General features: G+C 63.5%; 20 protein-coding genes and 2 riboswitches. Of the genes, 15 read left to right on the top strand and 5 right to left on the bottom strand.

Annotated elements, in window-relative coordinates; genetic code table 11:
- The first annotated feature begins 46 nt into the window (after positions 1 to 46).
- The 10 genes from tssF (at position 47) to gcvP (ending at position 14,431) form a co-directional block, all read left to right on the top strand.
- Complete coding sequence (gene tssF / locus EYF70_RS09975; protein WP_165497609.1) at positions 47 to 1,873, top strand: type VI secretion system baseplate subunit TssF; 1,827 nt, start codon at positions 47 to 49, stop codon at positions 1,871 to 1,873.
- Positions 1,837 to 2,838, top strand: a complete 1,002-nt coding sequence (gene tssG / locus EYF70_RS09970) for a type VI secretion system baseplate subunit TssG (RefSeq protein ID WP_131145256.1) — start codon at positions 1,837 to 1,839, stop codon at positions 2,836 to 2,838. Before tssF ends, tssG begins: the two co-directional genes overlap by 37 nt.
- Positions 2,835 to 4,979 carry a type VI secretion system Vgr family protein gene (locus tag EYF70_RS09965; RefSeq protein WP_131145255.1) on the top strand — a complete coding sequence of 715 codons (2,145 nt, stop codon included), beginning with the start codon at positions 2,835 to 2,837 and terminating at the stop codon, positions 4,977 to 4,979. Before tssG ends, EYF70_RS09965 begins: the two co-directional genes overlap by 4 nt.
- An 8-nt stretch (positions 4,980 to 4,987) precedes the next feature.
- Entirely contained in the window at positions 4,988 to 6,322 is a 1,335-nt protein-coding gene (locus tag EYF70_RS09960) for a DUF2169 family type VI secretion system accessory protein (protein WP_131145254.1), read from the top strand.
- Entirely contained in the window at positions 6,315 to 7,796 is a 1,482-nt protein-coding gene (locus EYF70_RS09955; protein WP_131145253.1) for a PAAR-like domain-containing protein, read from the top strand. The genes EYF70_RS09960 and EYF70_RS09955 overlap by 8 nt, the downstream gene beginning before the upstream one ends.
- Positions 7,793 to 8,251: a hypothetical protein gene (locus EYF70_RS09950; RefSeq protein ID WP_131145252.1), complete on the top strand. Its 459-nt coding sequence runs from the start codon at positions 7,793 to 7,795 to the stop codon at positions 8,249 to 8,251. The genes EYF70_RS09955 and EYF70_RS09950 overlap by 4 nt, the downstream gene beginning before the upstream one ends.
- Before the next feature lie 612 nt (positions 8,252 to 8,863).
- A complete protein-coding gene (locus tag EYF70_RS09945; protein WP_131145251.1) occupies positions 8,864 to 9,298 on the top strand; it encodes a hypothetical protein in 435 nt (144 codons plus the stop codon).
- Positions 9,299 to 9,531: 233 nt separating this feature from the next.
- Positions 9,532 to 9,619, top strand: a riboswitch (glycine riboswitch).
- 22 nt (positions 9,620 to 9,641) lie between these two features.
- Positions 9,642 to 9,762, top strand: a riboswitch (glycine riboswitch).
- Positions 9,763 to 9,855: 93 nt separating this feature from the next.
- The gene (gene gcvT, locus EYF70_RS09940; RefSeq protein WP_131145250.1) at positions 9,856 to 10,977 is read left to right on the top strand and encodes a glycine cleavage system aminomethyltransferase GcvT; all 1,122 of its coding nucleotides are present in this window, start codon (positions 9,856 to 9,858) and stop codon (positions 10,975 to 10,977) included.
- Positions 10,978 to 11,021: 44 nt separating this feature from the next.
- Entirely contained in the window at positions 11,022 to 11,405 is a 384-nt protein-coding gene (gene gcvH / locus EYF70_RS09935) for a glycine cleavage system protein GcvH (protein ID WP_131145249.1), read from the top strand.
- Positions 11,406 to 11,536: 131 nt separating this feature from the next.
- Complete coding sequence (gene gcvP, locus EYF70_RS09930; protein WP_131145248.1) at positions 11,537 to 14,431, top strand: aminomethyl-transferring glycine dehydrogenase; 2,895 nt, start codon at positions 11,537 to 11,539, stop codon at positions 14,429 to 14,431.
- A gap of 59 nt (positions 14,432 to 14,490) precedes the next feature.
- Here the strand turns inward: gcvP and EYF70_RS09925 are convergent, their stop codons facing one another.
- Both EYF70_RS09925 and EYF70_RS09920 read right to left on the bottom strand, forming a co-directional pair.
- The gene (locus EYF70_RS09925) at positions 14,491 to 15,525 is read right to left on the bottom strand and encodes a hypothetical protein (protein WP_131145247.1); all 1,035 of its coding nucleotides are present in this window, start codon (positions 15,523 to 15,525) and stop codon (positions 14,491 to 14,493) included.
- A gap of 11 nt (positions 15,526 to 15,536) precedes the next feature.
- The gene (locus tag EYF70_RS09920; protein WP_131145246.1) at positions 15,537 to 16,259 is read right to left on the bottom strand and encodes a hypothetical protein; all 723 of its coding nucleotides are present in this window, start codon (positions 16,257 to 16,259) and stop codon (positions 15,537 to 15,539) included.
- 245 nt (positions 16,260 to 16,504) lie between these two features.
- Between EYF70_RS09920 and EYF70_RS09915 the strand changes: the two genes are divergently transcribed.
- The 5 genes from EYF70_RS09915 (at position 16,505) to EYF70_RS09905 (ending at position 20,867) form a co-directional block, all read left to right on the top strand.
- A complete protein-coding gene (locus tag EYF70_RS09915; protein WP_165497608.1) occupies positions 16,505 to 19,675 on the top strand; it encodes an nSTAND1 domain-containing NTPase in 3,171 nt (1,056 codons plus the stop codon).
- On the top strand, positions 19,668 to 19,832 hold the full coding sequence (locus EYF70_RS31030; RefSeq protein WP_165497607.1) for a hypothetical protein: 165 nt from the start codon (positions 19,668 to 19,670) through the stop codon (positions 19,830 to 19,832). Before EYF70_RS09915 ends, EYF70_RS31030 begins: the two co-directional genes overlap by 8 nt.
- A gap of 84 nt (positions 19,833 to 19,916) precedes the next feature.
- Entirely contained in the window at positions 19,917 to 20,063 is a 147-nt protein-coding gene (locus EYF70_RS31025) for a hypothetical protein (RefSeq protein WP_165497606.1), read from the top strand.
- 31 nt (positions 20,064 to 20,094) lie between these two features.
- Entirely contained in the window at positions 20,095 to 20,325 is a 231-nt protein-coding gene (locus tag EYF70_RS09910) for a hypothetical protein (RefSeq protein WP_131145244.1), read from the top strand.
- 137 nt (positions 20,326 to 20,462) lie between these two features.
- Positions 20,463 to 20,867 (top strand): cupin domain-containing protein, encoded by a 405-nt coding sequence (locus EYF70_RS09905; RefSeq protein ID WP_131145243.1) that lies wholly within the window; start codon positions 20,463 to 20,465, stop codon positions 20,865 to 20,867.
- On the opposite strand, the gene EYF70_RS09900 is transcribed toward EYF70_RS09905, so the two are convergent.
- From EYF70_RS09900 to EYF70_RS09890, 3 genes are read right to left on the bottom strand one after another with little or no spacing between them, the layout of a single operon-like run.
- Positions 20,868 to 22,244: a hypothetical protein gene (locus EYF70_RS09900; RefSeq protein ID WP_131145242.1), complete on the bottom strand. Its 1,377-nt coding sequence runs from the start codon at positions 22,242 to 22,244 to the stop codon at positions 20,868 to 20,870. It lies immediately after the preceding gene.
- On the bottom strand, positions 22,241 to 23,116 hold the full coding sequence (locus tag EYF70_RS09895) for an ABC transporter ATP-binding protein (RefSeq protein WP_131145241.1): 876 nt from the start codon (positions 23,114 to 23,116) through the stop codon (positions 22,241 to 22,243). Before EYF70_RS09895 ends, EYF70_RS09900 begins: the two co-directional genes overlap by 4 nt.
- Positions 23,113 to 23,505, bottom strand: a complete 393-nt coding sequence (locus EYF70_RS09890) for a GntR family transcriptional regulator (protein ID WP_131145240.1) — start codon at positions 23,503 to 23,505, stop codon at positions 23,113 to 23,115. Before EYF70_RS09890 ends, EYF70_RS09895 begins: the two co-directional genes overlap by 4 nt.
- Between the last annotated feature and the right edge of the window lie 67 nt (positions 23,506 to 23,572).

Here is a 23,572-nt window from a genome sequence, read left to right as displayed (position 1 = left end):
CTTAGGCAATGTCATCATCGATCCATGCTTTCAAGCAATGGGAGAGATGATGGATCAACTGATCCCCTACCTGCAGGAAGAGTTGGCGACCTTCCGCCGCGACATAAATGTTCTCGCGGTACGCTACCCTCGCCTGGCGGGCGCGCTCGGCATCACTGAAGATGCATGCGGAGACCCGGAAGTGGAAAGACTGTTTCAGGGTTGCGCGCTGTTTAGTGCCAGGATTGCCAGAAAGCTCGATGCGGGGCACCCAAAGCTGATCGTGGCAGTGCTGCAGTCCATCTACCCGCACTACCTTTGTCCGTTCCCTTCATGCTCGGTCATCCAGGTCGAACACAAGGAAGCCCAGATGCGCGGTCCACGTACGATCGCGCGTGGAACGGAACTGAAGTCGCGCGTGGTACAGGGCGTTCGCTGCCAGTTCCGTACTGCATGCGATATCGTGCTTTCACCATTAGCCGTATCCTGTGCTCGCTTCGTTTCCTCGACTACCGCACCTACCGGTCAGCGTATCGACAGCGCATACGACGCCGCCCTGTCAATCAGTTTCTCGAGTACGGTGCCGATCAAGCAGCTGGGCATGGAGCGCCTGTCGCTTTTCATCGACGGTGACCCGTCGTTGTGCGCCACGTTACGCGACACGTTGTTCCTGCGTACAGGGCCGGCATTCGTGCAAGCACCGGATGAGCGACTCTGGCACAAGCTGACGAAATTGCCCGTCCGGCCGGCGGGTTTCGAGGACGACGAAGGCTTGCTTCCATGGCCGGCACGCTCGCACCCTGCATATCGGCTTCTGACGGAGTATTTTTCATTTCCGGATAAGTTCAATTTTATCGAAGTCGACCTGGCAGCCATCCTCGCCGCAGCGCCTCATATCGAATCAGGCTTCACCCTGCATCTGCCAGTTCGCGGCAGCGCACGCGATACCTCGGCAGCGCGAACGCTTGCCTCCTTCACGGCCGGGCACCTGCGCACCCACTGCGCGCCGGTGATAAATCTGTTCAACCGCGGTGCGGCGCCAATCGACTTGCACCGCCGGGTATCGGAATATCCACTGACGATCGACCTGGCGCGGCCGGCAGCGTCTGAACTGTATTCCGTCGACACTGTACGGTTGGTCACCGGGAACGGTACAAGCCAGCGTATCGCCGAGCTGCAGCCGTTCTACGGAGACCACCATGGCCAGGGGCAAGCCAGCGGTTATTGGCTCGTGCGGCGCAATGACATCACTGCGGACTGTGAACCTGGCCGCGAAATACGGATGACGATCGTCGACGACGAGATGCAGCCCAAGGTGCCGGAAGCACAAACACTTTCTGTCGACGTCACCTGCAGTAACCGCGACGTGCCGACACTGCTTTCCTACGGTGCTGCTGATGGAGACCTGCAAGCCAATGGCATCCTGGATAGCTCGCCAATTCGCTTCTTGCGCAAACCCACGCCATCGCGACGCTTTCCAACTGACGGGCGTGCCCACTGGCGCCTGGTCGCCCACCTGGCATTGAACCAACGCACGCTGTCGGACGTCGGACTCGTCGAACTGCGGAAGATGCTGAACCTGTACGACCTGCCCCATTCGCCGGCAACGCAGCGGCAGATTGGGGGCATCGTCGGGCTTTCCAGCAAGACCGTGCACGAGTGGGTAAAAGGGGCCCACCGAACCGCGCTGATGGCAGGACTCGACATCCGGCTCACGGTCGATGAAAGCGCCTACGTGGGCAGTGGCCTGCACGTGTTCGCGCAGATGCTCGACCGCTTCTTTGCCCTGTACGGGCAAATCAATGTGTTCACCCGCCTGGTACTGGTTTCAGCCGCCACAGAAGAGGAGATCTTGAAATGCCAACCACGCAGCGGAACACTGATCCTGGCTTGATCGCCGCGCTATGCCACGAACCAGGGCGCTACAGCGTTTTCCAGGCAGTGGAATTGCTTCTGGACTGGTTGACCAAGTGCCACCACGTGCCCCGGCGCCATGCACTGGACCGTCTGGTGCGATTCGAGAGCAGTCTCGATCTGGCATTCCCTACCGGCGACCTGGAGGCCGCCATGGTATCCCCGGAAGCGGACGAGACGCCGCATGCGGTGCTGACCACGCTGTTCATGGGCTTTACGGGAATCCATGGTGCACTGCCCTTTCACCATACGGCGCGCCTCGCCGACGACCGCGAGGGTGGTGTACAGGCACTGCTCGACATCTTCTCGAACCGCTTTGTAAGGCACTTCCACGCTGCGTGGCGCAAGAATCGCCCGGAGCTGCCATCTCTGGACACCGAATCCGATGACTTGCTTCCACTGTTGATGGCTCTGTCTGGCACGACCGCAAAAACGCCAGTGGACGATGCCGTTGCTGGCTACTATACCGGCGCCGTCCAGCAGCGACCGGCATCGGCGGCGATGCTGGAAAGCGTGCTGCGCGATTATCTCCGCCTGCCGATCGAGGTAACGCCGAATATCGGCTACTGGTACACGCTGGGCGACCACCAGCTAAACCGGCTTGGGTCCAAAACCGCTGCTCTGGATGGCCGCATGGTACTGGGCAAGCGCATCTGGCGGCGTGACGGTCGGGTGGAGCTCAAGATCGGCCCGCTGGACAAGGCCACCTATGACAGCTTCCTGCCGGATGGCAAGAACGTGCCCAGGCTTCGCGGCTTGCTGTCCCTGTTCCACATGCCTGGGATCGATTTCGAGATAGTGCTGGTGCTGAAGGCTGCAGACGTGCGGCCCATCGTCCTCGGCAGAGGTTTCCGCCTGGGCTACAACACATTTCTTGTGTCTCGGCCTGGCATAAAAGACCGGCACATCCGCTACCTGCTGACTGCCAATGGAGACCAGCAATGAACCTGCTGCGAGACGCGTCCGCCTGTGTGGCGGCAGCACTGAATGGCACCAGCCAGCACGACCGTTTGCTGCGGCTGGACTTTCCGCGCAACGATGGCCCCGTCAACACGCTGATGCTCGCCAACTCCCTGGATGGCGATGAAGGATTGTCCCGAAACTTCCGCTACACGGTGGAAGTACTGTCTAACGACGCCAATATTGCGTTGACCGGTGTGATGGGGAAGTTGGTGACGATCGCACTGGTACGCGATGACCGTTCGCTGCGCTACTTCAACGGTTACGTATTCGCGTTTCGCCATGTCCGCACGGATGGCGGTTTTGCATTCTACGAGATGGAGCTGCGGCCCTGGCTTGCCTTCCTGGAACTGCGCCACGATTGCGCCACGTTCCAGCGCATGACGCTGTCGGAAATCAGCGAAAAGACCTTCGCGCACTACCTGGCCCGCGACTACCGCTTCCAATTGGCGCAGGCCGAAACCGATATCACGCTGGCGATTCAATACAACGAATCCGATTTCAATCACTTGCACCGCCGCTGGGAAGCGGCTGGCCTGCATTACTGGTACGAGCATCGGCATGACGGCCACACGCTCGTGCTATCGGATGACAGCACGCTGGTCGAAGCGGTAGACGGTGACGCTACGATCGAATACCAGAGCGAGTCTGGAGCGGCGGAAGCAGATGGCATCAGTGCATGGAGTCCTCGCCGCCACCTTGTATCGGCGTTGTACACCGTGCGCACTCACGAATTCAAGAACGCGCGGGCTGAGTGGGCGGATTGCCCTTCATTGAACCAGCAAGGCGCAGTGCCGGAACTGGAGCGCCATGAATACACCGGCGCACACGGCTTTACGGCTGTTGACAGCGAAGCGCTGGCCCAGCGCCGCATGCATCAAGTCGACTGCAATGCTCATGAGTTCAGCGCGCAGAGCAATCATCGGTCCATTCAACCCGGCCGAAAGTTTACGCTTGCCGGACATTTCAGTTTAGCGCGAAGCTCGGCGGATCAATATCTCGTTCTTTTCGTTCGTCACCATGCGACCAATAACTACCAGGCCGACCGTCACGTGGAATCGCGCTACGCGAACAACTTTACCTGCGTACGTAGCAAGACACCATGGCGTCCGGCCCGCGGCTACAACAGCGTCGACACCCGCATCTACGGCGTACAGACCGCCACCGTGGTGGGCCCCAAAGGCGAGGAAATTTTCACGGACGAATACGGCCGCGTGCGTGTGCAATTTCACTGGGACCGCGCAGGCGAGTTCGACGAGAGAAGCAGTCCCTGGGTGCGTGTGATGAGTACTTGGGCAGGCTCGAACTTCGGTCATGTGAGCCTGCCGCGAATCGGACACGAAGTCGTAGTGCAGTTCCTCGAAGGGAATTGCGACCGGCCACTGGTCGTCGGAAGCGTGTACAACGCGGCCAACATGCCGCCATGGGACCTGCCCGCGAACCGCTCGCAAAGCGGCATGCTGTCTCGCTCCACGCCCGGCGGCACGCCCGACAACGCGAACGCCTTGCGCTTCGATGACAAGGAGGGGCAAGAAGAGGTGTGGTTGCACGCGGAACGCGACCAGCGCATCGAAGTGGAACATGACGAATCGCACTGGGTAGGGCGAGACCGCCGCAAGACGATCGACCGCGATGAGATCGTGGCGGTCAGGCGAGATCGGACGGAAACGGTTGACAGGAATGAAACGATCACCGTGCATGGGAACCGCACCGAACGTGTGGACCAGAATGAAAAAATCGATATTGGTGGCCACCGCACGGAGACAGTGGCTGGCGATGAAGTGGTTGCCATCGGCGGCGAAAGGACTGAAACGGTCGGAAAAGGCAAGGCAGAGTCGATCGGCCGGCAGAAAGCGCTGTCGGTGGGGTCTATGTACTCCGTGCAGGTTGGCGCGGCGATGAATACAATCGTCGCCGCTTCCCAAAGCGCGCGGATCGGCATAAATAAAATGACCGCAGTCGGTCAAAGCTACCTGATCCAGGCCGGCAGCGCTTTCGTCATCAACGTCGGGGCAGCATCGCTGAAAATGAGCCACGACGGGACTATCAGTCTCTCAGGCACGAACATCAGCATCAGTGCTTCGGGCCCTGTGCGGGTCAATGGCAAGGACGTGGACATCAACTAGGGGCCGCCATGGACTTCGTCAACCATACGCCCTTCCCCGCACAGCCATTCCAGGCGATCGACCAGTTTGGCCAGGAATTCCACGTATTCACCGTCCGGCAGACATTCAATTTCGGCAGTGGCGAACTGAGGATTGCCGAAGTGCAGCCGGATCTGTGTGCGACCGACATCGCATTCGACGATTCTCCTGCAGGCAGCGTCGAGCAGGAATCTGATTACGTACCGTTCAAGCCGCGGTGCGATGTCATTGTCAATGCTACCGCCCATCCCCCCGCACGCGCTGGCTTGAAGAACTTCCCTGTGCGACTGTGCCTATGGAGGCATGGCGAAGGGAAGTACCTCATCGACAAGGAACTGGTCGTCCATGGCAGGCGAGTGCTGTGCAGGCGCTGCTGGCCGGCGAGGGCAACGATGTGGGTGTTGAAGTGGTGCACATTGACGCTGCTGCGACCCTGCCCATGGAGAATCAGGCTAGCGGGTCCATGCGTGCCGGTACCCGTGCGGTACGAGCACGCCTATGGAGGCGAATGCGTCGTTGACGCCGATAGCCCGGCCAGCCGACGTGTACCCAAGAAGGCTCGGCTGACAGCAGAACAGGTCGCATGTCATCCGGAGACATCGGCTGGCCGCGCCGCGCCCATTGCGCACGTGGGATTCGACCCGAATCCTACCGGTACTGGATTTGCCCAAGCCTGGTATCTCCGCGCAGCGCGCCGCAGGATGATCGATGCGCCATCGATCGAACGGCCCGGGGCCATGCTGAAAGCGCGCCAATTCTGGCGCTGGCTGGCTCCTGCGCGGCAGGCCGAATGCGAGGCATCTCCATTCCAGGTGCCAGCCGGCTTTGGCAGCCTGCCAAAAGGGCATCCTGAACGCCGCGCACTGGTCGGAACCGTGGACGACGCATTCATTGCCGGCGATGCTCCGCTACCCGACAATTTCGACTTCGCCATCTGGAATAGCGCCCCGGCTGATCAGCAGATCGACTACCCATCCGGCGGCGAAGAAATCGAGCTGGCCAACCTGTGCGCTGCCGGTTCTCCGGGCACGAGAACCGATGAGGGAAAGAACGTCTACCTGCGTCTACGGCTGCCGGGCGACCAATGCGTGCTGCACCTGAGCGATACGGACGGTAGGGAATCGATCTTGCCAATGGTGCTCGACACCATCCTGGTCGAACCAGAGGCGCAACTCCTGACACTCGTTTGGCGCCGAACGATTCCCTTCGACGATATGGACGTCTCCTCGGTGGAGTTGCATTACGGGACGCCGTCGGCACTGGAGCGGAAAAGGTTTGTCCTCAATCACCCGAAGGCGTTGACCAGCGGGGCGGACCATGGCTGACGATTCAAAGGACAGGAACGCTAGTCTGCCCAATCAGCCTGCGGATGTCCCTCTGCCCGGCGCTACAAGCGGCAACGAGCTTCAAGGAAAGCTCGTCGAACAGATTGCAGAGTTCGAGGCAAAAATGCAGCAAGCTTGCAAGCCAGCGCTCCCCGTCTCGCCAGGGGGTAACAAGCTCGGCGCGCGCAAGTGCGCGACGTTCAAGGCAATCTGCACCGCGCCGTCAATCAACCGGACTCCTCGCGGATCCAAATATGTGCCGTTGCCTTACCAGACGGTGCAAGACCTGTCGAACAGCGTAACAACGGCCCGGACAGTCAATTTCAACGGCTTGCCAGCTTATCTGCTTGATCAGACTATCCAGCCGAAGGGGACGGGGGATGAGCGGGGCACGGGCAAGGGGATTCGGTCGAAGACAGTGACCGGGGAAGTCAAACCGGTCAGTGGGTGCAAGACAGTGCGAATCGAAGGGAGGCGGGTCGTAAGGGAAGGAGATAAATGCACGATGAATGGCGGCAATAACCCCGGAGTTTTCGTGTACTCGGGAGTGCAACCGAATCCCCGGGAGCCCACAATCGTACAGCCGGCCTGTCAAAATATTTCGTCTCCTAACACGTTCAATTTCCTGCGGAATCCTGAACCACTGTTCGATAGCAAAAAATTATTTAGAACTCCTCCGCTTCGAACTTACCAACCATATGATCATAGACTCGAGGCTTGGACTGAGAGATCCGACAAGCAGCGTCAACGGACAGTAAATTCACTAGGCATTGCTCTACTCGGCATCCATGGTGTATTCGGCACTTTGGCACGCATAACGGGGCAAGACGAAGATGCCGTTGCCAGAGCGAACATGGTCGGTGCATCTACTCTTAGTCTTGAGGCGGTTGCAGCTCCAATGCTCAGTATGGCTCCTCGTACCGCAGTCAGTAGAATATTGCCACACAACCGCGGGGCGTACACAACGCCAACAGTGCCTCGTGCTAAGGGAGTGCGGGTCGAAGGTCGAGCCAACAACGGTGGTCGACTTTTAAGCTCAGATAAGCTAGACAATGGTGGTAAGCGCAAGCCGGGCCCGGGTTCTTGGCCAGTAACGGGCGGTTCCGGTCCAGTGAGAGGAACTATTGGCATAACGAGTGATACCTCCACACTTGCACTTCAGCGCTACTACCCCAAGGGTGGCGGCATAGAATTCGTCTACGACCCAATCACGAACGTGTTTGTAACGGGTCGAACTCCGAAAGGTATGTACAACGGATCTTGGCACCAGCAACTTGCAAAGGCAATCAATGCCTCGCACGATAAAGTCGTTGGGGGAACTTTCTCGCGCGGACCGCACGGTGAATTCATTACAACAGAGCAGAGCGGCCATTACGGACGCAATTGGAATGACCCAGTCCGGGCCCAATTCGAAGAGTGGCTCAATGCACGGGTAGGTAAACCAGTCAGACATAAAAAATGGGGCAACGAATGAGCATAGAACTTTTACAGCCAGGACTGCTGGATTCTCCATATTGCTGGCTGATCAGGGACGGAAACGCTAAGATTGGCGTCCACATACACGACGGCTGGTGCATGCAACTCGACGACAGGGAGGTATTTTTCTTCGCCCAGCCTGGAAGCTGCATTCATTTAGAGCCACTTTTAGATCTTGAACACGAGCTGTTTTTCTCTTTTTTGAGAAACTCGGCCTTTGATAACAAAGCCTTTTCCCATAAAATTCTTGATTTCCCCAAGCTGCAATTGATCAGACTAGTTCTAAATACAACCTTCTCCGACTACTGGCCTGTGCGGGCGCTTGCGTGGCTCACCGCTGACAAAGAGCTTATCCCAGAGCTATTTGCCGATCTCGATAAATTTTCAAAGAACAAAGCAATGGGTCAGTCAGCCCGGCAGCTCGCCAAGCGACTAATGAGATGGGGACGTTAATAATTGAAGCGGAGGCGTGTTGGCATTGATCTTCTCTATTACGGCAGTCATTATCCATGACGGCATAGACAATCGGCTCTGGGTTGGGCGTTTTCCACGCGGTTAGAAGAGTGCCCCCAAAAGACCACGCGATTGCACTCGTGGAGCAGCGAATTGATTACACGGGAACCTTCGAACGGTGTGAGAATACGGACGCGTCCGCCCGCCTCTTCAGCAAGTAGCTTTGTTGAAAGACTACCAAACTCGCAACCGCGCAACGCTGTTGTGCGGCGGAAGCCATCAAGAATTCTTGTTGAAGACAGCTAAGGACGCTATTGGCTGCAGGGACGAGGGAGCAAAAGAATTGTTTCCGCGGGCTCATACGATTTTGTGACCATGCTCGATGGTACTGTTCGCATTGACAGACCGAATATTAATTCTGATTTCTCGGCTTACTTGGACCTACGCGAGGCGCAGATGCAAGGTACGCTCACTCGATCAGATTCGGAAACAATAAGGGACCGAACAGAAGAAAAGTCACCGTCTGGACGGATGATTCAGAACACCGCCAGCAACCAGCGAGCAATTCTCGCAATGCGAACCTCGCCCTGGAAAACTTAGGAGCCGAAAACAATGATAACTCCAAACTCCCCCTTATATAGTGCAATTACTCGCCTGAGAACACTAAATTCAGCCGACGCGGTGGATCTGCTCATACACATACTTCCACTTTCCAATCCGGATTACGGCTACGCCTTTGATTTGATTGGCCATCGCTCATGGAGAAAGCGCGACCAGATCAAGCTTTGCGAGTATTACATGAAGAATATCCCATTTGCAAGCGGGAAACCTTACACGGCATTCGCAAAGATAATGTCGCCGCACACATTTCTTAACGTATTGAAGAAAGCAATTCCCACAGCTGAAAGCGATCGCCAACTCTTCTTCTACTACGTTGAGCCTGTGCTTCAGGAATTTTATTCAGCGGCTATGAATGACGAAAAAGTGCGATCTTTTTTGTCAAATCGTCTTAAAACCCGACGACTATTGTTGGCAGACGAAATATGAATAACAGTCCACCATAGAATGCCGATACTGCATGCACGACGTGCGCGTCAGTTCGTCACTCCAATTCTTTCGCCGCACTGTTGTGGCGAATCCCCGTTACGCCCGGATAGAAACGAATCAGGTTATCTTAAGGCTACCGATGACGCTGCGTTCACCTAGATAGAGAGCACAATCAAGCCCGACCATATGGCCCCTGCTAGATTGACACCCCGTCCCACTTAACTTATAGTCCCGATCCTCGACCGGGAGAGCGCAGCGCCCAGCTGCCGCCGAAGGGGCAACACCCAAAAACTCTCAGGCATCAAGGACCGGTCAGGGGTCGCAGCGCCAGCAATGTGCGCGCGGCCGAAACTCTGGAGAGCGGCACGCTTGCACGGTAACCGGTAAGCTTGCCCACCGAAGGGGCGTGCGGCGTCGAGTCATCGAACCGCTATCTCTCAGGTACCGAGGACAGAGGGGTAACGAACAACAGTGGAAAAGCTGTCCGCTTCTTCCGTGCCAGTGCGTGTCATTGCGTGGCTGTTGTGCTGTTAACCCCAACCGAAGTCCGAGGCCCCATGACGCTCAAAGCTACTCCCCTCAACGCAGCCCACCGCGCCCTCGGCGCCCGCATGGTCGATTTCGGCGGCTGGGACATGCCCGTCAACTACGGTTCGCAGATCGAAGAGCACCACGCCGTGCGCAGTGACGCCGGCATGTTCGACGTGGCGCACATGTGCGTGGTCGACATCGAAGGCAGCGACGTCCGTGCCTTCCTGCGCCGCCTGCTGGCCAACAATGTCGACAAGCTGCAGGTATCGGGCAAGGCCCTGTACTCGTGCATGCTGAATCCCGAAGGCGGCGTGATCGACGACCTGATCGTCTATTTCTTCACCGAAAACTGGTTCCGCCTGGTCGTGAACGCCGGCACCGCCGAGAAGGACGTGGCGTGGATGCAGGCGAAGAGCGACGAGTGGCAGGCCGGCCTGACCATCACGCAACGCCGCGACAATCCCGCGAATGCCATGGCCCTGGTCGCCGTGCAGGGCCCGAATGCCCGCGCCAAGGTCTGGGAACTGATCCCGCAGGCGAAGGACGCCACCGCCGAGATGAAGCCGTTCAACGTGGCCATCGTCAAGGACACCGCATTCGGCGAGGCCATGGTGGCGCGTACCGGCTACACGGGTGAAGACGGTTTCGAGATCGGCGTGGCCGCCACGCAGGCCGAAGCCCTGTGGAACGCGCTGGCCGCCGCCGGCGTGAAGCCGGCCGGCCTCGGCGCGCGCGATACGCTGCGCCTGGAAGCGGGCATGAACCTGTACGGCCAGGACATGGACGAGATGGTGAACCCGCTGGACGCCGGCCTGGCCTGGACCATCGACCTGGTGTCGGAGCGCGACTTCGTCGGCAAGGCCGCCTTGCAGGCCAAGGGCCAGAACGCCCAGTTCGTGGGCCTGATCCTGCGCGAAAAAGGCGGCGTGCTGCGCGCCCACCAGAAAGTCATCGCGGCCGATGGCGCCACGGGCGAAATCACTTCCGGCACGTTCAGCCCCACGATGCAGCAGGCGATCGCGCTGGCGCGCGTGCCGCTGGACGTGCAGGTGGGCGATACCGTACACGTTGAAATCCGCGACAAGAAGCTGGCCGCCACGGTGGTGAAACTGCCTTTCGTGCGGAACGGTAAAATCCTCGTCGCCTGAACAGGCCCGACCTCCCCAACAACACCACCAATCTGGAGCAACACATGAGCAACATTCCCGCAGAGCTGAAGTACACCGAATCCCACGAGTGGATCCGCAAGGAAGACGACGGCACGATCACGGTCGGCATTACTGAATTCGCCCAGGACGCGCTGGGCGACATCGTCTTCGTCGAATTGCCGAAAGTCGGCAACAGCTACACCGCGGGCGACGATGCCGCCGTGGTGGAATCGGTGAAGGCCGCTTCCGACATCTATGCTCCGGTGTCGGGCGAAGTCACCGCCGTCAACGACGCGGTGGCCGGCGCGCCGGAATCGATCAACGCCAACGCGTATGACGCGTGGCTGTTCAAGATGAAGCCGGCCGACGCCGCCGCGATCGACGCCCTGCTGGACGCCGACGCCTACGGCAAGAACACCGCTTCCTGATACCGCAATACGGGGCCGGCCCCGCATTGGCCCTGCTTTGGCCTTCCGCATCGGCCCCCGCATCGGCCCCCGCATCGGTTCCATTTAATCCGGCCCCCTTATTGGCCCCTTATTGGCCCAAGAGACCCTTCATGACCCGTACCAGCCTGACCCAACTCGAAGCGCGTGACGCCTTCATCGCCCGCCACATCGGCCCGGACGCCGCCGAACAGCAGCAGATGCTCGACACGCTCGGCTATGCCACGCGCGCCGCGCTGATCGACGCGATCGTTCCGGAAAATATCCGCAACCGCGCCGCCCTGCCCCTGGGCCAGTTCGCCGAGCCGCTGCCGGAACAGGCCGCGCTGGCGAAGCTGAAGGCCATCGCCGGCCAGAACAAGGTCGTGAAATCGCTGATCGGCCAGGGTTACTACGGCACGTTCACGCCGGGCGTGGTGCTGCGTAACATCTTTGAAAACCCGGCCTGGTACACGGCTTACACGCCGTACCAGCCGGAGATCTCGCAGGGCCGCCTGGAAGCGATCCTGAACTTCCAGCAGGCCATCACCGACCTGACCGGCATGGGCATCGCCAACGCGTCGATGCTCGACGAAGGCACCTCGGCCGCCGAGGCGATGACGCTGCTGCTGCGCGTCGGCAAGTCGAAATCGAAGCTGTTCTACGTGGCGAACGACGTACTGCCGCAGACGCTGGAAGTGATCCGCACCCGCGCCGAGCCGCTGGGCATCGAGGTGCGCACGTTCGACCCGGCCGAACTGGCCGGCGTGACCGATGCATTCGGCGTGCTGCTGCAATACCCGGGCGTGGACGGTGCCGTGCGCGACTATCGCGCCGACGTCGAGAAAGTCAAGGCCACCGGCGCGATGATCGTCGTGGCGGCGGACCTGCTGGCCCTGACCCTGCTCACCCCGCCGGGCGAATGGGGCGCCGATGTCGTAGTGGGCAACAGCCAGCGCTTCGGCGTACCGCTGGGCTTCGGCGGCCCGCACGCCGGCTACATGGCCACCCGCGACGAATACAAGCGCTCGATGCCGGGCCGCCTGGTCGGCGTTACCGTCGACCAGCAAGGCAACATGGCATACCGCCTGGCCCTGCAAACGCGCGAACAGCACATCCGCCGCGAGAAGGCCACGTCGAACATCTGCACCGCCCAGGTGCTGCTGGCCGTGACCGCGTCGATGTACGCGGTCTACCACGGCCCGCAAGGCCTGGCGCAGATCGCCACCCGCGTGCACCGCTACACCGGCATCCTGGCCGGCAACCTGCGTACGCTGGGCTACCGGATCACCAACCAGACCTTCTTCGACACGCTGACGATCGCCACCGACCGCGCCGAGGCACTGCATGCCGCCGCCGTCGCCAACGGCATCAACCTGCGCCGCATCGATGCGAACCACGTGGGCGTGTCGCTGGATGAAACGGTCGACCGCGACACGCTGGCCGCCCTGTGGGCCGTGTTCTCGACGGGCGTGGCCGATGCCCCGGCCGCGCCGGACTTCGCCGCCATCGAAGAACCGGCCGACGACGCCTTCCCGGCCGAACTGGCACGCGCTTCGGCCTACTTGACGCACCCGGTCTTCAACCGCTACCACAGCGAAACCGAAATGCTGCGCTACCTGCGCTCGCTGGCCGACAAGGACCTGGCGCTGGACCGCACCATGATCCCGCTCGGTTCGTGCACCATGAAGCTGAATGCCACCAGCGAGATGATCCCGGTCACCTGGCCCGAGTTCTCGAACATTCACCCGTTCGCGCCGGAAGACCAGACCGTGGGCTACCGCGAAATGATCGGCCAGCTGGAAGAGATGCTGTGCGCCGTGACCGGCTACGCGGCCGTGTCGCTGCAGCCGAACGCCGGTTCGCAGGGCGAATACGCCGGCCTGCTGGTGATCCAGAAGTACCACCAGTCGCGTGGCGAGGGCCACCGCAACATCTGCCTGATCCCGTCGTCCGCGCACGGCACCAACCCGGCATCGGCCAGCATGGTCAACATGCAGGTCGTGGTCACCGCCTGCGACGAGAACGGCAACGTCGACCTGGCCGACCTGAAGGCCAAGGCCGAGCAGCACAGCAAGAACCTGGCGTGCGTGATGGTCACCTATCCTTCCACGCACGGCGTGTTCGAGGAAGGCATCAAGGAACTGTGCGAGATCGTGCATTCGCACGGCGGCCAGGTGTACATCGACGGCGCCAACATGAATGCGCTGGTCGGCGTGGCCGCGCCGGGCGCGTTCGGCGGCGACGTGTCGCACCTGAACCTGCACAAGACCTTCTGCATCCCGCACGGCGGCGGCGGACCGGGCGTGGGCCCGATCGGCGTCGGCGCGCACCTGGCGGAGTTCCTGCCGAACCAGCGTTCCACCGGCTACCAGCGCAATGAAAAAGGCATCGGCGCCGTCTCGGCCGCCGCCTACGGTTCCGCCTCGATCCTGCCGATCTCGTGGATGTACATCGCCATGATGGGCGCCGAAGGCCTGACCGCCGCGACGGAAACGGCGATCCTGAACGCGAACTACATCGCGCGCCGCCTGGCGCCGCACTATCCGGTGCTGTACTCGGGCCACGACGGCCTGGTGGCGCACGAGTGCATCCTGGACCTGCGCCCGCTGACCGATGCCACCGGCATCAGCAACGAGGACGTGGCCAAGCGCCTGATGGACTACGGCTTCCATGCGCCGACCATGAGCTTCCCGGTCCCGGGCACGCTGATGATCGAGCCGACCGAATCGGAAGCCAAGGCCGAGCTGGACCGCTTCATCGAGGCGATGATCGCCATCCGCGGCGAGATCGCCAAGGTGGAAAGCGGCGAATTCGACAAGGCGAACAACCCGCTGAAGTTCGCGCCGCACACCGCCGCGGTGCTGACCGCCGACGAGTGGGACCGCCAGTACAGCCGCTCGCAGGCCGCCTACCCGCTGGCGTCGCTGCGCAAGCAGAAGTACTGGCCGCCGGTCGGCCGCGCCGACAACGTGTACGGCGACCGCAACCTGATGTGCGGTTGCGCGCCGATCAGCGCCTACGAGTAAGCGCTCGCGCCTGCGTTCAATGGAAACGCCGTCCGCCGCAAGGCGGGCGGCTTTTTTTTTCACCAGTCCGCCGCCACCAGCTCGCTGCCATACAGCTGGCCATCCATCGTGAAGCGCTGCACTTCCAGCCGGCCCTCCTCGATGGCGGCGGCATGGATGAACTGCCCGGCCACGGCCAGCACCGCGCGCCGCCGCGTCAGGCGGAATGGCGGTTGCCAGGCGCCGCGCCGCGGCCGCACCAGCATCCACAGGGCGCCGCCGGCATCGGCGTAGGCGAGATAGTCGGCGCCGTCATGCACGTGGCCCCACAGCAGCCTGGCGCCGGCGACGCGCGCCACCGTCTGGGGCGGGGTGTTGCCGCCCCGGTAGACGACGATGCGTTCGCCCGCCGCGTACAGGTCCGGCACGTTCGACTGCGCGCCCGGGGCCAGCAGCACGCTGTCCACATGGGGCGGCAAGTCCGGGTAATCGAGCGTCACGTACCAGCCGAACGGGTCGCACAGCGGCGTGAAGCGCAGCGAACTGCCCTTGCCGTAGGCATGCAGCACCCAGATGCCCGGCTGCCGGTAATTGCCGATCGCGCATGCCCGCGCGGGCGGCAGGTCGAGCGGGCGCATCGTGTGCAGCGGCGCGGCCGCGTTGCAGTACCAGGTGGCCGCGCCCGCGTGCACCAGCAGCAGCGGCGGCGCGCCGGCTTGCAGGGGGCCGAACGCCAAGTGGGTGACCAGGGTAGCGGTTGGCAGCCCGGGGGCGACCGGCAGGTGCCGCATGGTGTGCAGCCAGCCCGCTTCATCCTGTTGCACGGGAATGCCGGTGCCGATGCGCAGGTTGCACCGGCCGGCTGCATTGCAGACCGCCAGCGCGATGCTGAGCGTGCCGTCCGGCGCCTGCCGCACGTCGGCGCAGCGTACGGTCGCGCCATCGGGCAACCCGGCCGACAGGTCGGTGTCGGACCAGGCCCCGGTGCCCATGTGCTGCAACAGGCGCAGCCGGCCGGCGCCGTCCACGCCGAAGACCACCGGCAGGTTGCGGTCGCGCACGATGAACAGCGGCCGGCGCTCCGCCATCCCGGCGTGCAGGGTCAGGTTGACCATGGCGCCCTGCCCTAGGCGAATTGCGGCACGGACCGGGCCAGCGGCGGTTCGATCGCCGCGGCCAGCCGGCTCACGAGCTGGTCGCGCACCGCGCCCAGGGAGGCACCGCCCTGCTCCCAGTCGCGCGTCAGCCGCCGCACGTCCAGCAGGCGGGCCAGCGGGTCGGCGCCGGGCCAGGGGCCGCTGCGGCCGGCATCCATGCGCGGGGCCGGCCGGCTTGCGCGGGTGATGACGTTGACCCGGCCAGCTGCCGTGACTATCAGTTGCAATCGCAGCGACCAGCGCTGCGTCAGCCTGGCCCATCCGGCGCCCAGGTCGCAGGCCCCCTCCGTGATGGCGTCGCGTTCATAGCAGGTCTGCAACGCGTGCAAATCGACGGTCAGGCGCGGCACGCCGGCCATGTCCGGCTGTTCGGACAGGTAGATGTCATAGCGGCGCTCCTGCTCCGAGATGCGCTGGTGCGCTAGCGCCCCGCCGGTCCGCCATGCCAGCAGCGCATGGTCGCGCCATGTCCACCCCCGGTCCGTGGCCACGAAGCAGGGCTCGCCCCACACTCCCTCCGGCACGCCGGAGCGCCCGCTTTCGCTGCCCAGCGGGTCGGCCACGGCGGCCGGAGGCAGCGCCAGCGCGACCGGCCATGCCGCGAGCCTGGCTTGCAGCGCATCGACCAGCAAGGGTTTCAGGTAGCGCCGCGGGAAATCCGCCAGGTCGAAGGAGTTGTAAGAATTTGACATCTATTTGTTATAGAGAAATGTTAAGATGGGGGTCGATCAGTTAGCAAGACTGTAGTCACCCAGCCGCGCGGGCGCCTTCCGGAAACCTTCCGGAAGAGTCAAGTCACTGATTCATATAAGAAAATAATTTCGGGGATGTCGATCGGATGGCTCATCGCGGGTTTCGCTTCGGCGACTGGCAAGTGGAGGTGGCAGGCAATTCCTTGCGCAATGGCGACACGCGCGTGGGCCTGGAACCGCGCGCCATGGACGTGCTGCGCTACCTTTGCCGCCATCCGCACGCGGTCATCCCGCCCGAGGAATTGCTGGAAAAATGCTGGGGCACGCCTGAACTTGGCGACAACCCGGTGCACAAGGCGATCGCCCAGTTGCGCAAGGCGCTGGGCGATTCCAGCACGGCGCCGCGCTATATCGAAACGGTGCGCAAGCGCGGCTACCGCGCCATCGCCGACGTGGTGGAAGAGGAAGAAGCTCCCGGCGGCTGGGACCAGGGCTCGCCGTTCCGGGGCCTGGCCGCGTTCGAGGAAAGCCACGCGGCGATCTTCTTCGGCCGGGTGCAGGCGGCCACGCGGCTGCGCCAGACGGTGCTCGACCAGGTCGATGGCGGCTGCGCGATGGCGCTGGTGCTGGGGGCTTCCGGGTCCGGCAAGACTTCGCTGGTACGCGCCGGCCTGCTGCCGCAACTGATGGTTACAAACGGCGGACTCGTCGCCCTCGACTGCACGCTGCACATGGATTGCGCGGACCTGGGCGGCAGCGGCCTGCTCGGCGCGCTGGCCGCCGTGCTGCTCGACGCGGAACGCAGTGACGCCGAATGCGGCAACGCCCTGCTGTTCGACGGCCTCGATGCCGCCACGCTCGGCCAGCGGCTGCGCGACGAACCGGCCGCCGTGGCCGCGCACCTGGCGCCGGACGGGCCGGCCCGGCTGGCCGTGTTCGTCGACCGGCTGGAGGCCGTGTTCCGCACCGCGGACAGCGCCGCCGACCGTACGGCATTCTTCCAGGCGCTGGACCGCCTGGCGCGCGCCAACGTGCTGGTCGTGCTGGCCTGCCGCAACGATTTCTATCCCGAATTGATGGCCGTGCCGGAAATGATGGCGCTGAAGACGCGCGGCGGCCATTTCGACGTGGAGCCGCCCGATGGCGCGGCCATCGCGCAAATGGTGCGCGAACCGGCGCGCGCCGCCAGGCTGGCGTTCGAGCGGGAAGCCGATACCGGCGCCAGCCTGGACGACGTGCTGTGCGACGCCGCCCGCGCCAGCCCGGACGCGCTACCGCTGCTGCAATACTGCCTCGATGAACTGTACCGCCAGCGCGGCGACGACGGCCTGCTGCGCTTCCAGGTGTTCCGCCAGCTGGGCGGCATCGAGGGCGCGCTGGGCGTGCGTGCCGAGCAGGTCGTCGCCGCGCTGCCCGCCGCACAGCAGGCCGCGCTGCCACGCGTGCTGTCGCTGCTGGTCTGCATCGGCGAGGAGCAGCATGCCGTCACGGCGCGCCGCGCCCCCTGGGCGGTCTTGCGCGATGAAGCCGAGCGCGATCTGGTCCGCGCGCTGGTGGAAGCGCGTCTGTTCGTCAGCGAACTGGCCGGCGACGTGCCCGGCTTCGGCGTGGCCCACGAGGCGCTGCTGCGGCGCTGGCCCCGCATCGCGAACTGGATCGAAGTCCACCGGCAAACGCTGCAGGTGCGTACGCGGATTACAGCGCAGGCGGCGCGCTGGGCCGCGGCCGGGCGCCCACGCGACCTGCTGCTGCCGCCCGGCATCCAGGCCAACCAGGCTCGTACCGTGCTGGATTCGGCCGACATTTCCCTGTCCGCGCAGGAAGCCGAGTTCGTCGACGCGTCGCTGCGGCGGGTCAAGCTGGGCGAGCGCATACGCATGGCGGTGGTGGCGGTGATCGCGCTGCTGGCAGTGCTGGCGGGTGTGCTCGGCCTGACGGCACGGGCCGCGCAACAGGATGCGGACCGGCGCCGCGCCGACGCCGAAGGACTGCTGGGCTTCATGCTCGGGGATTTCGCCGACAAGCTGCGGCCGCTGGGCCGGCTGGATCTGCTGGACGATGTGAGCAAGCGAGCGCTGGCCTACCTTGCCGGTGGCACGGACGACGGCGATCCCCGGACGGCGGTGCAGCGCGCAAAGGCGTTGCAGGTGATCGCCGAAGTCGATATTGCGCGTGCCAAGCCGGATTCCGCCCAGACCGCGCTGCTGGCGGCGCGCGGCATTCTTTCGCGGCATCTCGCGCGGGTGCCTGACGACAGGGCAGCGCTGAAGGCGCAGGGGGCCGTGGCGTTCTGGCTGAGCAAAATTCATCGCGACCGGGACGACTGGTCCGTCGCTCTTGAATATGTCGCGCAGTATCGTGACTTGAGCCGGAAGTTGGTGGAGCTGGCACCGCGCGATGCCGATAGCGTGCTCGAGCTTGCCTATGCACACCACAATATCGGCAGCGTTCAAATGGGCCGCCGCGATTTCGTCGCCGCCAGCGCGGCGTTCAAGGAGGCGATCCGGCTGAAACGCGCGGTCATCGACATGCGGCCGGGCGACGACGGTTTGATCATGAGCCTTGCCGGTACTTATTCCTGGCTGGCCAAAGCCACGGCAGCGCGCGGCGCGCTGGAAGATGCAAGGACCCTGTATGACACCGAGCGACAGCTGATCCATCCAGTTCTTGAACGCCATCGCACCAATACCGAATGGGGAGTGCGCCTCGCGTCCGCCGTGTCGCACCTTGCAGAGATAGAACAGGCGCTTGGCTTGGCTACCAGCCAGGACAGATGGCGGGAAGCTCACACGATCATGGCAGCATTCGTCAAGAATGACCCCAGCAATCTGACCTGGCAACGCAATTTGCATGTCATCGCCATCAAATCGGCATACCTCTCATCTTATGCTGCTCCGGCAAAGGCGCTGGCAGAACTTCAGGCCCTGCGCCATGGAACCGCCCGCCTAGCCGCAGCCGATCCGACTCAAGCCGAGCTGACCCGCGTGAGCATGCAACTCGATATCTACATTGCCGATACCCTTGTACGGATGAAGGAAATTGATAAGGCAGCGCTGGCGCTCGGTCCTGTGCTCGAGACGCTAAGGGCTGCCCCGAGGCCTTTGAGCGGGGACATGTCCCTGCGCCTCCAGTTTGCGGACGCACTGCTGGCACATGCCGATATCCTGAGGGAACGCCGACTGACCGAGGAGGCGGTTTTTGCCTGCATGGAAGCAGCATCCATCCTGGGGCCAATGCGCCGTCCGGAAACAGAATATTTCATTCTCGCCGCGCTGGTGCAGGCAAATTACTGCAGAGGCAACAGTGCAACTGCCCGCGCCGATTGGGAGAGGCTGCTGGACATGAAGTTTCGCGACCCGGCATCCCTTCACCGTATTTCATTCACCCACCACAACAGGAGTAACCATCATGACTGAGAAAAACAAACCGGCATCGGAGAATACGGAATCCGGCACCAAGAAAGAGCCGCTCGCGCAGCCGGCCGAGAGCGCACCCACCGCACCCACCGCACCTTCCATACCGGTCGCCACGTTGGTCCCGGAAGAGCCCAACAATCCCACGATTAAGGGCTGAGGGCGCGAAGATGATCAACGGATGCCTTACCGAGGCATCCAGCCATCAGCTCCTATCGCCGCAATAGGGCACTGACGACGTGGCATGGCGACGGAAGGCATCATCGTTATGTTTGCGTCGCAGACAGACCGGAATCGCAGCAATGCTGTCCGCACCCGGGAAGCAGTGAGCATCCCGGATGCGCTGAACATCGCAGGCAAGGGCACACCATTGCCGCATGCGCTGCAGTGAATCCTCAACTCAAAGAACCAATAACCTGTTTATGAAAAAATCGATCACCACCCTCATCCTGGGTATTGCCACTGCAGGCGCCTTCACCACTGCCGCTGCCGCAAATACCGCAGCTGGCTCGAGCTTCGCAGCGCCGGCTGAAGCGCAGCAGGCCGCTCCAGCCCCTCACGGTCCGGCAGCCGAACCGAACGAGGAGTCGGAGAACGAGCCGAGCACCATGACGGTGCCGGAAGAGCCAAATGGTCCGGGGGCCAAGGGCTGACGGGTTCACGCAAGCCGGGACCCAACCCGGCTTGCGCTTGCCAGATCAAGCTCATCGCGAAATGGTTGAGCGGCCGCGCCATCGCGCGTACCATCGACCTGCACACCCGTGCAGCCACCACCACCATGGAGGAGACGATGAGACGCCAAGCCGCGGCCGCGATGGCCGCTGTGTCACTAGCACTGCTAGCCCTGCCCTGCACCAGTTCCCTGGCCCAGCCCACCGGCATCAAGCGCACCGTCATCACCCGCGGTGACATCTCCGTGCCCAACCGCGAAGCGGTCGTCGCCCACGTCGAACTGGCACCCGGCGCCACCGCGGGCCGCCACACGCACCCGGGCGACGAAATCACCTATTTTCTCGATGGCGAAGGCGAACTGCTGATCGACGGTGCGCCACCGCGGCGCGTGAAAGCCGGCGAAGCGATCATCATCCCCGCCGGCGTGGTGCACGACGCGCGCAATCCGGGCAGCACGACGACGAAACTGGTCGGCGTGTACGTGATCGAGAAGGGCCAGCCGCTGGCCACGCCCGCGAAGTAGTCAGCTAGCCAGCCGCCCGGCCGGGAAGGCCGGCGCGGCGGCCATCGCGCCGCGCCAGCGCAGCACCATGGCGATGGCGGTGCCGGCCAGCAGCGCCGCACTGCACGCGATCGACACCACCGCCGGGATCCCGCCGTATTCGACCAGGCCGCTGAGGGGCGCCATCAGCAGCATCACGATCCCGACCGAAAGCTGCGCCGACTTCCAGCCCGGATGGCGCGCGTGATCGCGCAACAGCAGCGGTGTGAAGGCCAGTGCCACCGCCGTACAGCACAGCCACGCGCGCCATGCGCCGGTGGTGGCCAGCAGCACGACGCAGCTGCCGGCCAGGTAGGCCCCCAGCACAATGCCGAAGCGGCCCAGCAGCGCCAGAGCCAGCTGCCGGTTCAGGTCGCGCGGCGGCGGCGCCACCGGCGCCAGCAGCAGGATGCCCTGCTCCGCACGGGAATTCTTCACGGCCGACAGCAGGCCATCCACGTGCGACAACACCGCCAGCATCATCGCCACCAGCAGCAGCGGGATGAACGGCCGCATGGTTTCGGGACCGGTGTAGGCCCGGCAGGCCAGCGCGCCGCCGGTGAGGATCGCGAGGATCAGCACCGCGCGGCTCCAGTGGGCGCGGCCGCCCAGCGCATCGAGCAGGCGTGCGGCGGGCCGGCCCGGCGCCGCCAGGCGGGCATGATAGAAACTGTCCAGTGCGCGGAACAGCGTGCTGCCCGAAGCCATCGTCATGCCGCCCTTGCCCTTGCCGGCCCGGCGGTCGATACAGGTACCGAACCGGTAATGCGCGTCGCCGCCGCGCGGGAACAGCACGCGCAGGACCAGGGCGCCCAGCGCGGCCAGCGCGAGCAGGCCGGCCAGCGTGACGGCCGCCTCTGCTGCGTCGAGCACGGCATCCAGCGCGCCAGCGGGATACCACGGCAGCCGCGCCAACAGCCAGGCGAACGACGGCACCAGCCCCAGCCACGGATAGCGGCAGCACAGCGCCGCGAACAGCAGCGTGGCCGCGCAGGCCAGCAGCGCATAACCGAAGTAACCGGTTGCGGCGCCGAACAGCACGGCGGGCGGCACGCTGGCGGCGATCCACAACACGGCGGTCAGCGCCAGCAGGCGGCGGTGCAGGCCGGGAACCAGGCAGGCCGACGCCGGCGTATTAAGCCGCATCGCCGTCTGCAGGTACTGCCCCCACCACATCACGACCGCGATCGACAGCAGCGCTCCCGCCGCGGTCGCGCCGACCAGCCGCGGCACGGGACCGAACAGCACGGCGCCCAGCGGCAACACCATGGTGCCCAGCAATACCCAGGTGATCCACGTTCTTCCCTGCACGCGGTGGCGCAGCACGACCTGCATCAGCAACTGGCGCCAGGCGTTCATCGCGTTACCTCTTCGAACAGGTCTTCCAGCGAGACCGGCTCGAGGCGCACGCCGGGCGATGCCAGCAGGCGGATCGACTCCTGGGCGGACAGCCGCGCCACGATGCTGAATGCGCCGTTACCGTGGCGCACGCGGCCCAGCTCCTGGTCCAGGCGCAGCGTGGCCAGCGCTTTCGGATCGCCGCTGACGCGGCGGGTGCCTTCCAGCAGGTCGTCGAGCGGCGCCTGCAGCGCGATGCGGCCATCCTTCAGGAAGGCGACATCGACCGCGATGCGTTCCAGGTCGGACAGGATGTGCGTCGAGAACAGCACCGTGGTGCCGCGCTCGATCACGTCGTCGACCAGTTCGCGCAGGAAGTCGCGGCGGCCCACCGGATCGAGGCTGGCGACGGGTTCGTCCAGCACCAGGAGGTCCGGGTCGGGCGCCAGCGCGCGGATGATCGACAGCCGCTGCTGCTGGCCGCCGGACAGGCTGGCGATGCGCTGCCGGCGCGTGGCCGGATCGAAGCCCCAGCGCGCCAGCAGGTTCTCCACCTTGTAGTCGTTCCAGCGCGGGTACAGGGTTCGGAAATACGCCAGCAGCTGGTCCGGCGTGAGCCAGTCGAACAGCTCGGACTTCTGCGGCACGTAGCCGATGCGGGCGCGGGTCGCCGGCGACAGGTTGCCGGCCGGCTCGCCGAACAGCGTGATGGCGCCGCTGTCCACCTCGCGCAGGCCCAGCAGGCATTCGATCAGCGTCGACTTGCCGGCGCCGTTGCGGCCCAGCAGGCCGATCACCGCGCCGCTGCCGATGTGCCAGTCGATCCCGGCCAGTACCCCGCGGCCGCCGAACGAGCGCGCCACGCCTTCCATTGCAACCACGGATGTGTTCATTTTTCTTCCTTCAGGACTTGTTTGAACAGTTCGAGAATCGTGTGATCGTCCAGCTCCAGCTGGCGGGCCTCGCGGGCCGCGCGCTCCAGCGACGGGCGCAGCAAGGCTTCGCGCTCCTTGTGCCCACCCGGCTTGCGCTGCGCGACCTGCATGCCCTGCCCGCGGATGCGCTCCAGCGCGCCTTCCATCTCGAGCAGGTTGTAGGCCTTCGAGACCGTCATCGGATTGACGGCCAGGGTACCGGCCACCTCGCGCACGGAGGGCAGCGTGTCGCCCGGCGCCAGCACGCCGGCGGCGGCGAGCCGCCTGACCTGCTCGATCAACTGGCGATAGATGGGCTCGGCCGAGCCGGTGGTGATGGCAAACAGCTGGGCGGTATGTTCGGTCATGGATGGTTCGCTACCATTGTATTGGTGTATTAAGTGATTAATACAGTATACGTGGGATCGGGCCATG

The organism is Pseudoduganella albidiflava, assembly GCF_004322755.1.
Lineage (GTDB): Bacteria > Pseudomonadota > Gammaproteobacteria > Burkholderiales > Burkholderiaceae_D > Rugamonas > Rugamonas albidiflava.
The sequence above is the reverse complement of the archived record's forward strand: the minus strand, read 5'-3'. Positions and strand labels throughout refer to the sequence as shown.

What these genes read in the sequence shown, in the direction of transcription:
- EYF70_RS09900 (WP_131145242.1), bottom strand. Translation starts at nt 22,244, where the DNA reads ATGAACGCCTGGCGCCAGTTGCTGATGCAGGTCGTGCTGCGCCACCGC.
- tssF (WP_165497609.1), top strand. Translation starts at nt 47, where the DNA reads ATGATGGATCAACTGATCCCCTACCTGCAGGAAGAGTTGGCGACCTTC.
- EYF70_RS31030 (WP_165497607.1), top strand. Translation starts at nt 19,668, where the DNA reads ATGACTGAGAAAAACAAACCGGCATCGGAGAATACGGAATCCGGCACC.
- EYF70_RS09920 (WP_131145246.1), bottom strand. Translation starts at nt 16,259, where the DNA reads ATGTCAAATTCTTACAACTCCTTCGACCTGGCGGATTTCCCGCGGCGC.
- EYF70_RS09945 (WP_131145251.1), top strand. Translation starts at nt 8,864, where the DNA reads ATGATAACTCCAAACTCCCCCTTATATAGTGCAATTACTCGCCTGAGA.
- gcvT (WP_131145250.1), top strand. Translation starts at nt 9,856, where the DNA reads ATGACGCTCAAAGCTACTCCCCTCAACGCAGCCCACCGCGCCCTCGGC.
- EYF70_RS09925 (WP_131145247.1), bottom strand. Translation starts at nt 15,525, where the DNA reads ATGGTCAACCTGACCCTGCACGCCGGGATGGCGGAGCGCCGGCCGCTG.
- EYF70_RS09910 (WP_131145244.1), top strand. Translation starts at nt 20,095, where the DNA reads ATGAAAAAATCGATCACCACCCTCATCCTGGGTATTGCCACTGCAGGC.
- EYF70_RS09965 (WP_131145255.1), top strand. Translation starts at nt 2,835, where the DNA reads ATGAACCTGCTGCGAGACGCGTCCGCCTGTGTGGCGGCAGCACTGAAT.
- EYF70_RS09955 (WP_131145253.1), top strand. Translation starts at nt 6,315, where the DNA reads ATGGCTGACGATTCAAAGGACAGGAACGCTAGTCTGCCCAATCAGCCT.
- tssG (WP_131145256.1), top strand. Translation starts at nt 1,837, where the DNA reads ATGCCAACCACGCAGCGGAACACTGATCCTGGCTTGATCGCCGCGCTA.
- EYF70_RS09905 (WP_131145243.1), top strand. Translation starts at nt 20,463, where the DNA reads ATGAGACGCCAAGCCGCGGCCGCGATGGCCGCTGTGTCACTAGCACTG.
- gcvH (WP_131145249.1), top strand. Translation starts at nt 11,022, where the DNA reads ATGAGCAACATTCCCGCAGAGCTGAAGTACACCGAATCCCACGAGTGG.
- EYF70_RS09950 (WP_131145252.1), top strand. Translation starts at nt 7,793, where the DNA reads ATGAGCATAGAACTTTTACAGCCAGGACTGCTGGATTCTCCATATTGC.
- EYF70_RS09890 (WP_131145240.1), bottom strand. Translation starts at nt 23,505, where the DNA reads ATGACCGAACATACCGCCCAGCTGTTTGCCATCACCACCGGCTCGGCC.
- gcvP (WP_131145248.1), top strand. Translation starts at nt 11,537, where the DNA reads ATGACCCGTACCAGCCTGACCCAACTCGAAGCGCGTGACGCCTTCATC.
- EYF70_RS09960 (WP_131145254.1), top strand. Translation starts at nt 4,988, where the DNA reads ATGGACTTCGTCAACCATACGCCCTTCCCCGCACAGCCATTCCAGGCG.
- EYF70_RS09895 (WP_131145241.1), bottom strand. Translation starts at nt 23,116, where the DNA reads ATGAACACATCCGTGGTTGCAATGGAAGGCGTGGCGCGCTCGTTCGGC.
- EYF70_RS09915 (WP_165497608.1), top strand. Translation starts at nt 16,505, where the DNA reads ATGGACGTGCTGCGCTACCTTTGCCGCCATCCGCACGCGGTCATCCCG.
- EYF70_RS31025 (WP_165497606.1), top strand. Translation starts at nt 19,917, where the DNA reads ATGGCGACGGAAGGCATCATCGTTATGTTTGCGTCGCAGACAGACCGG.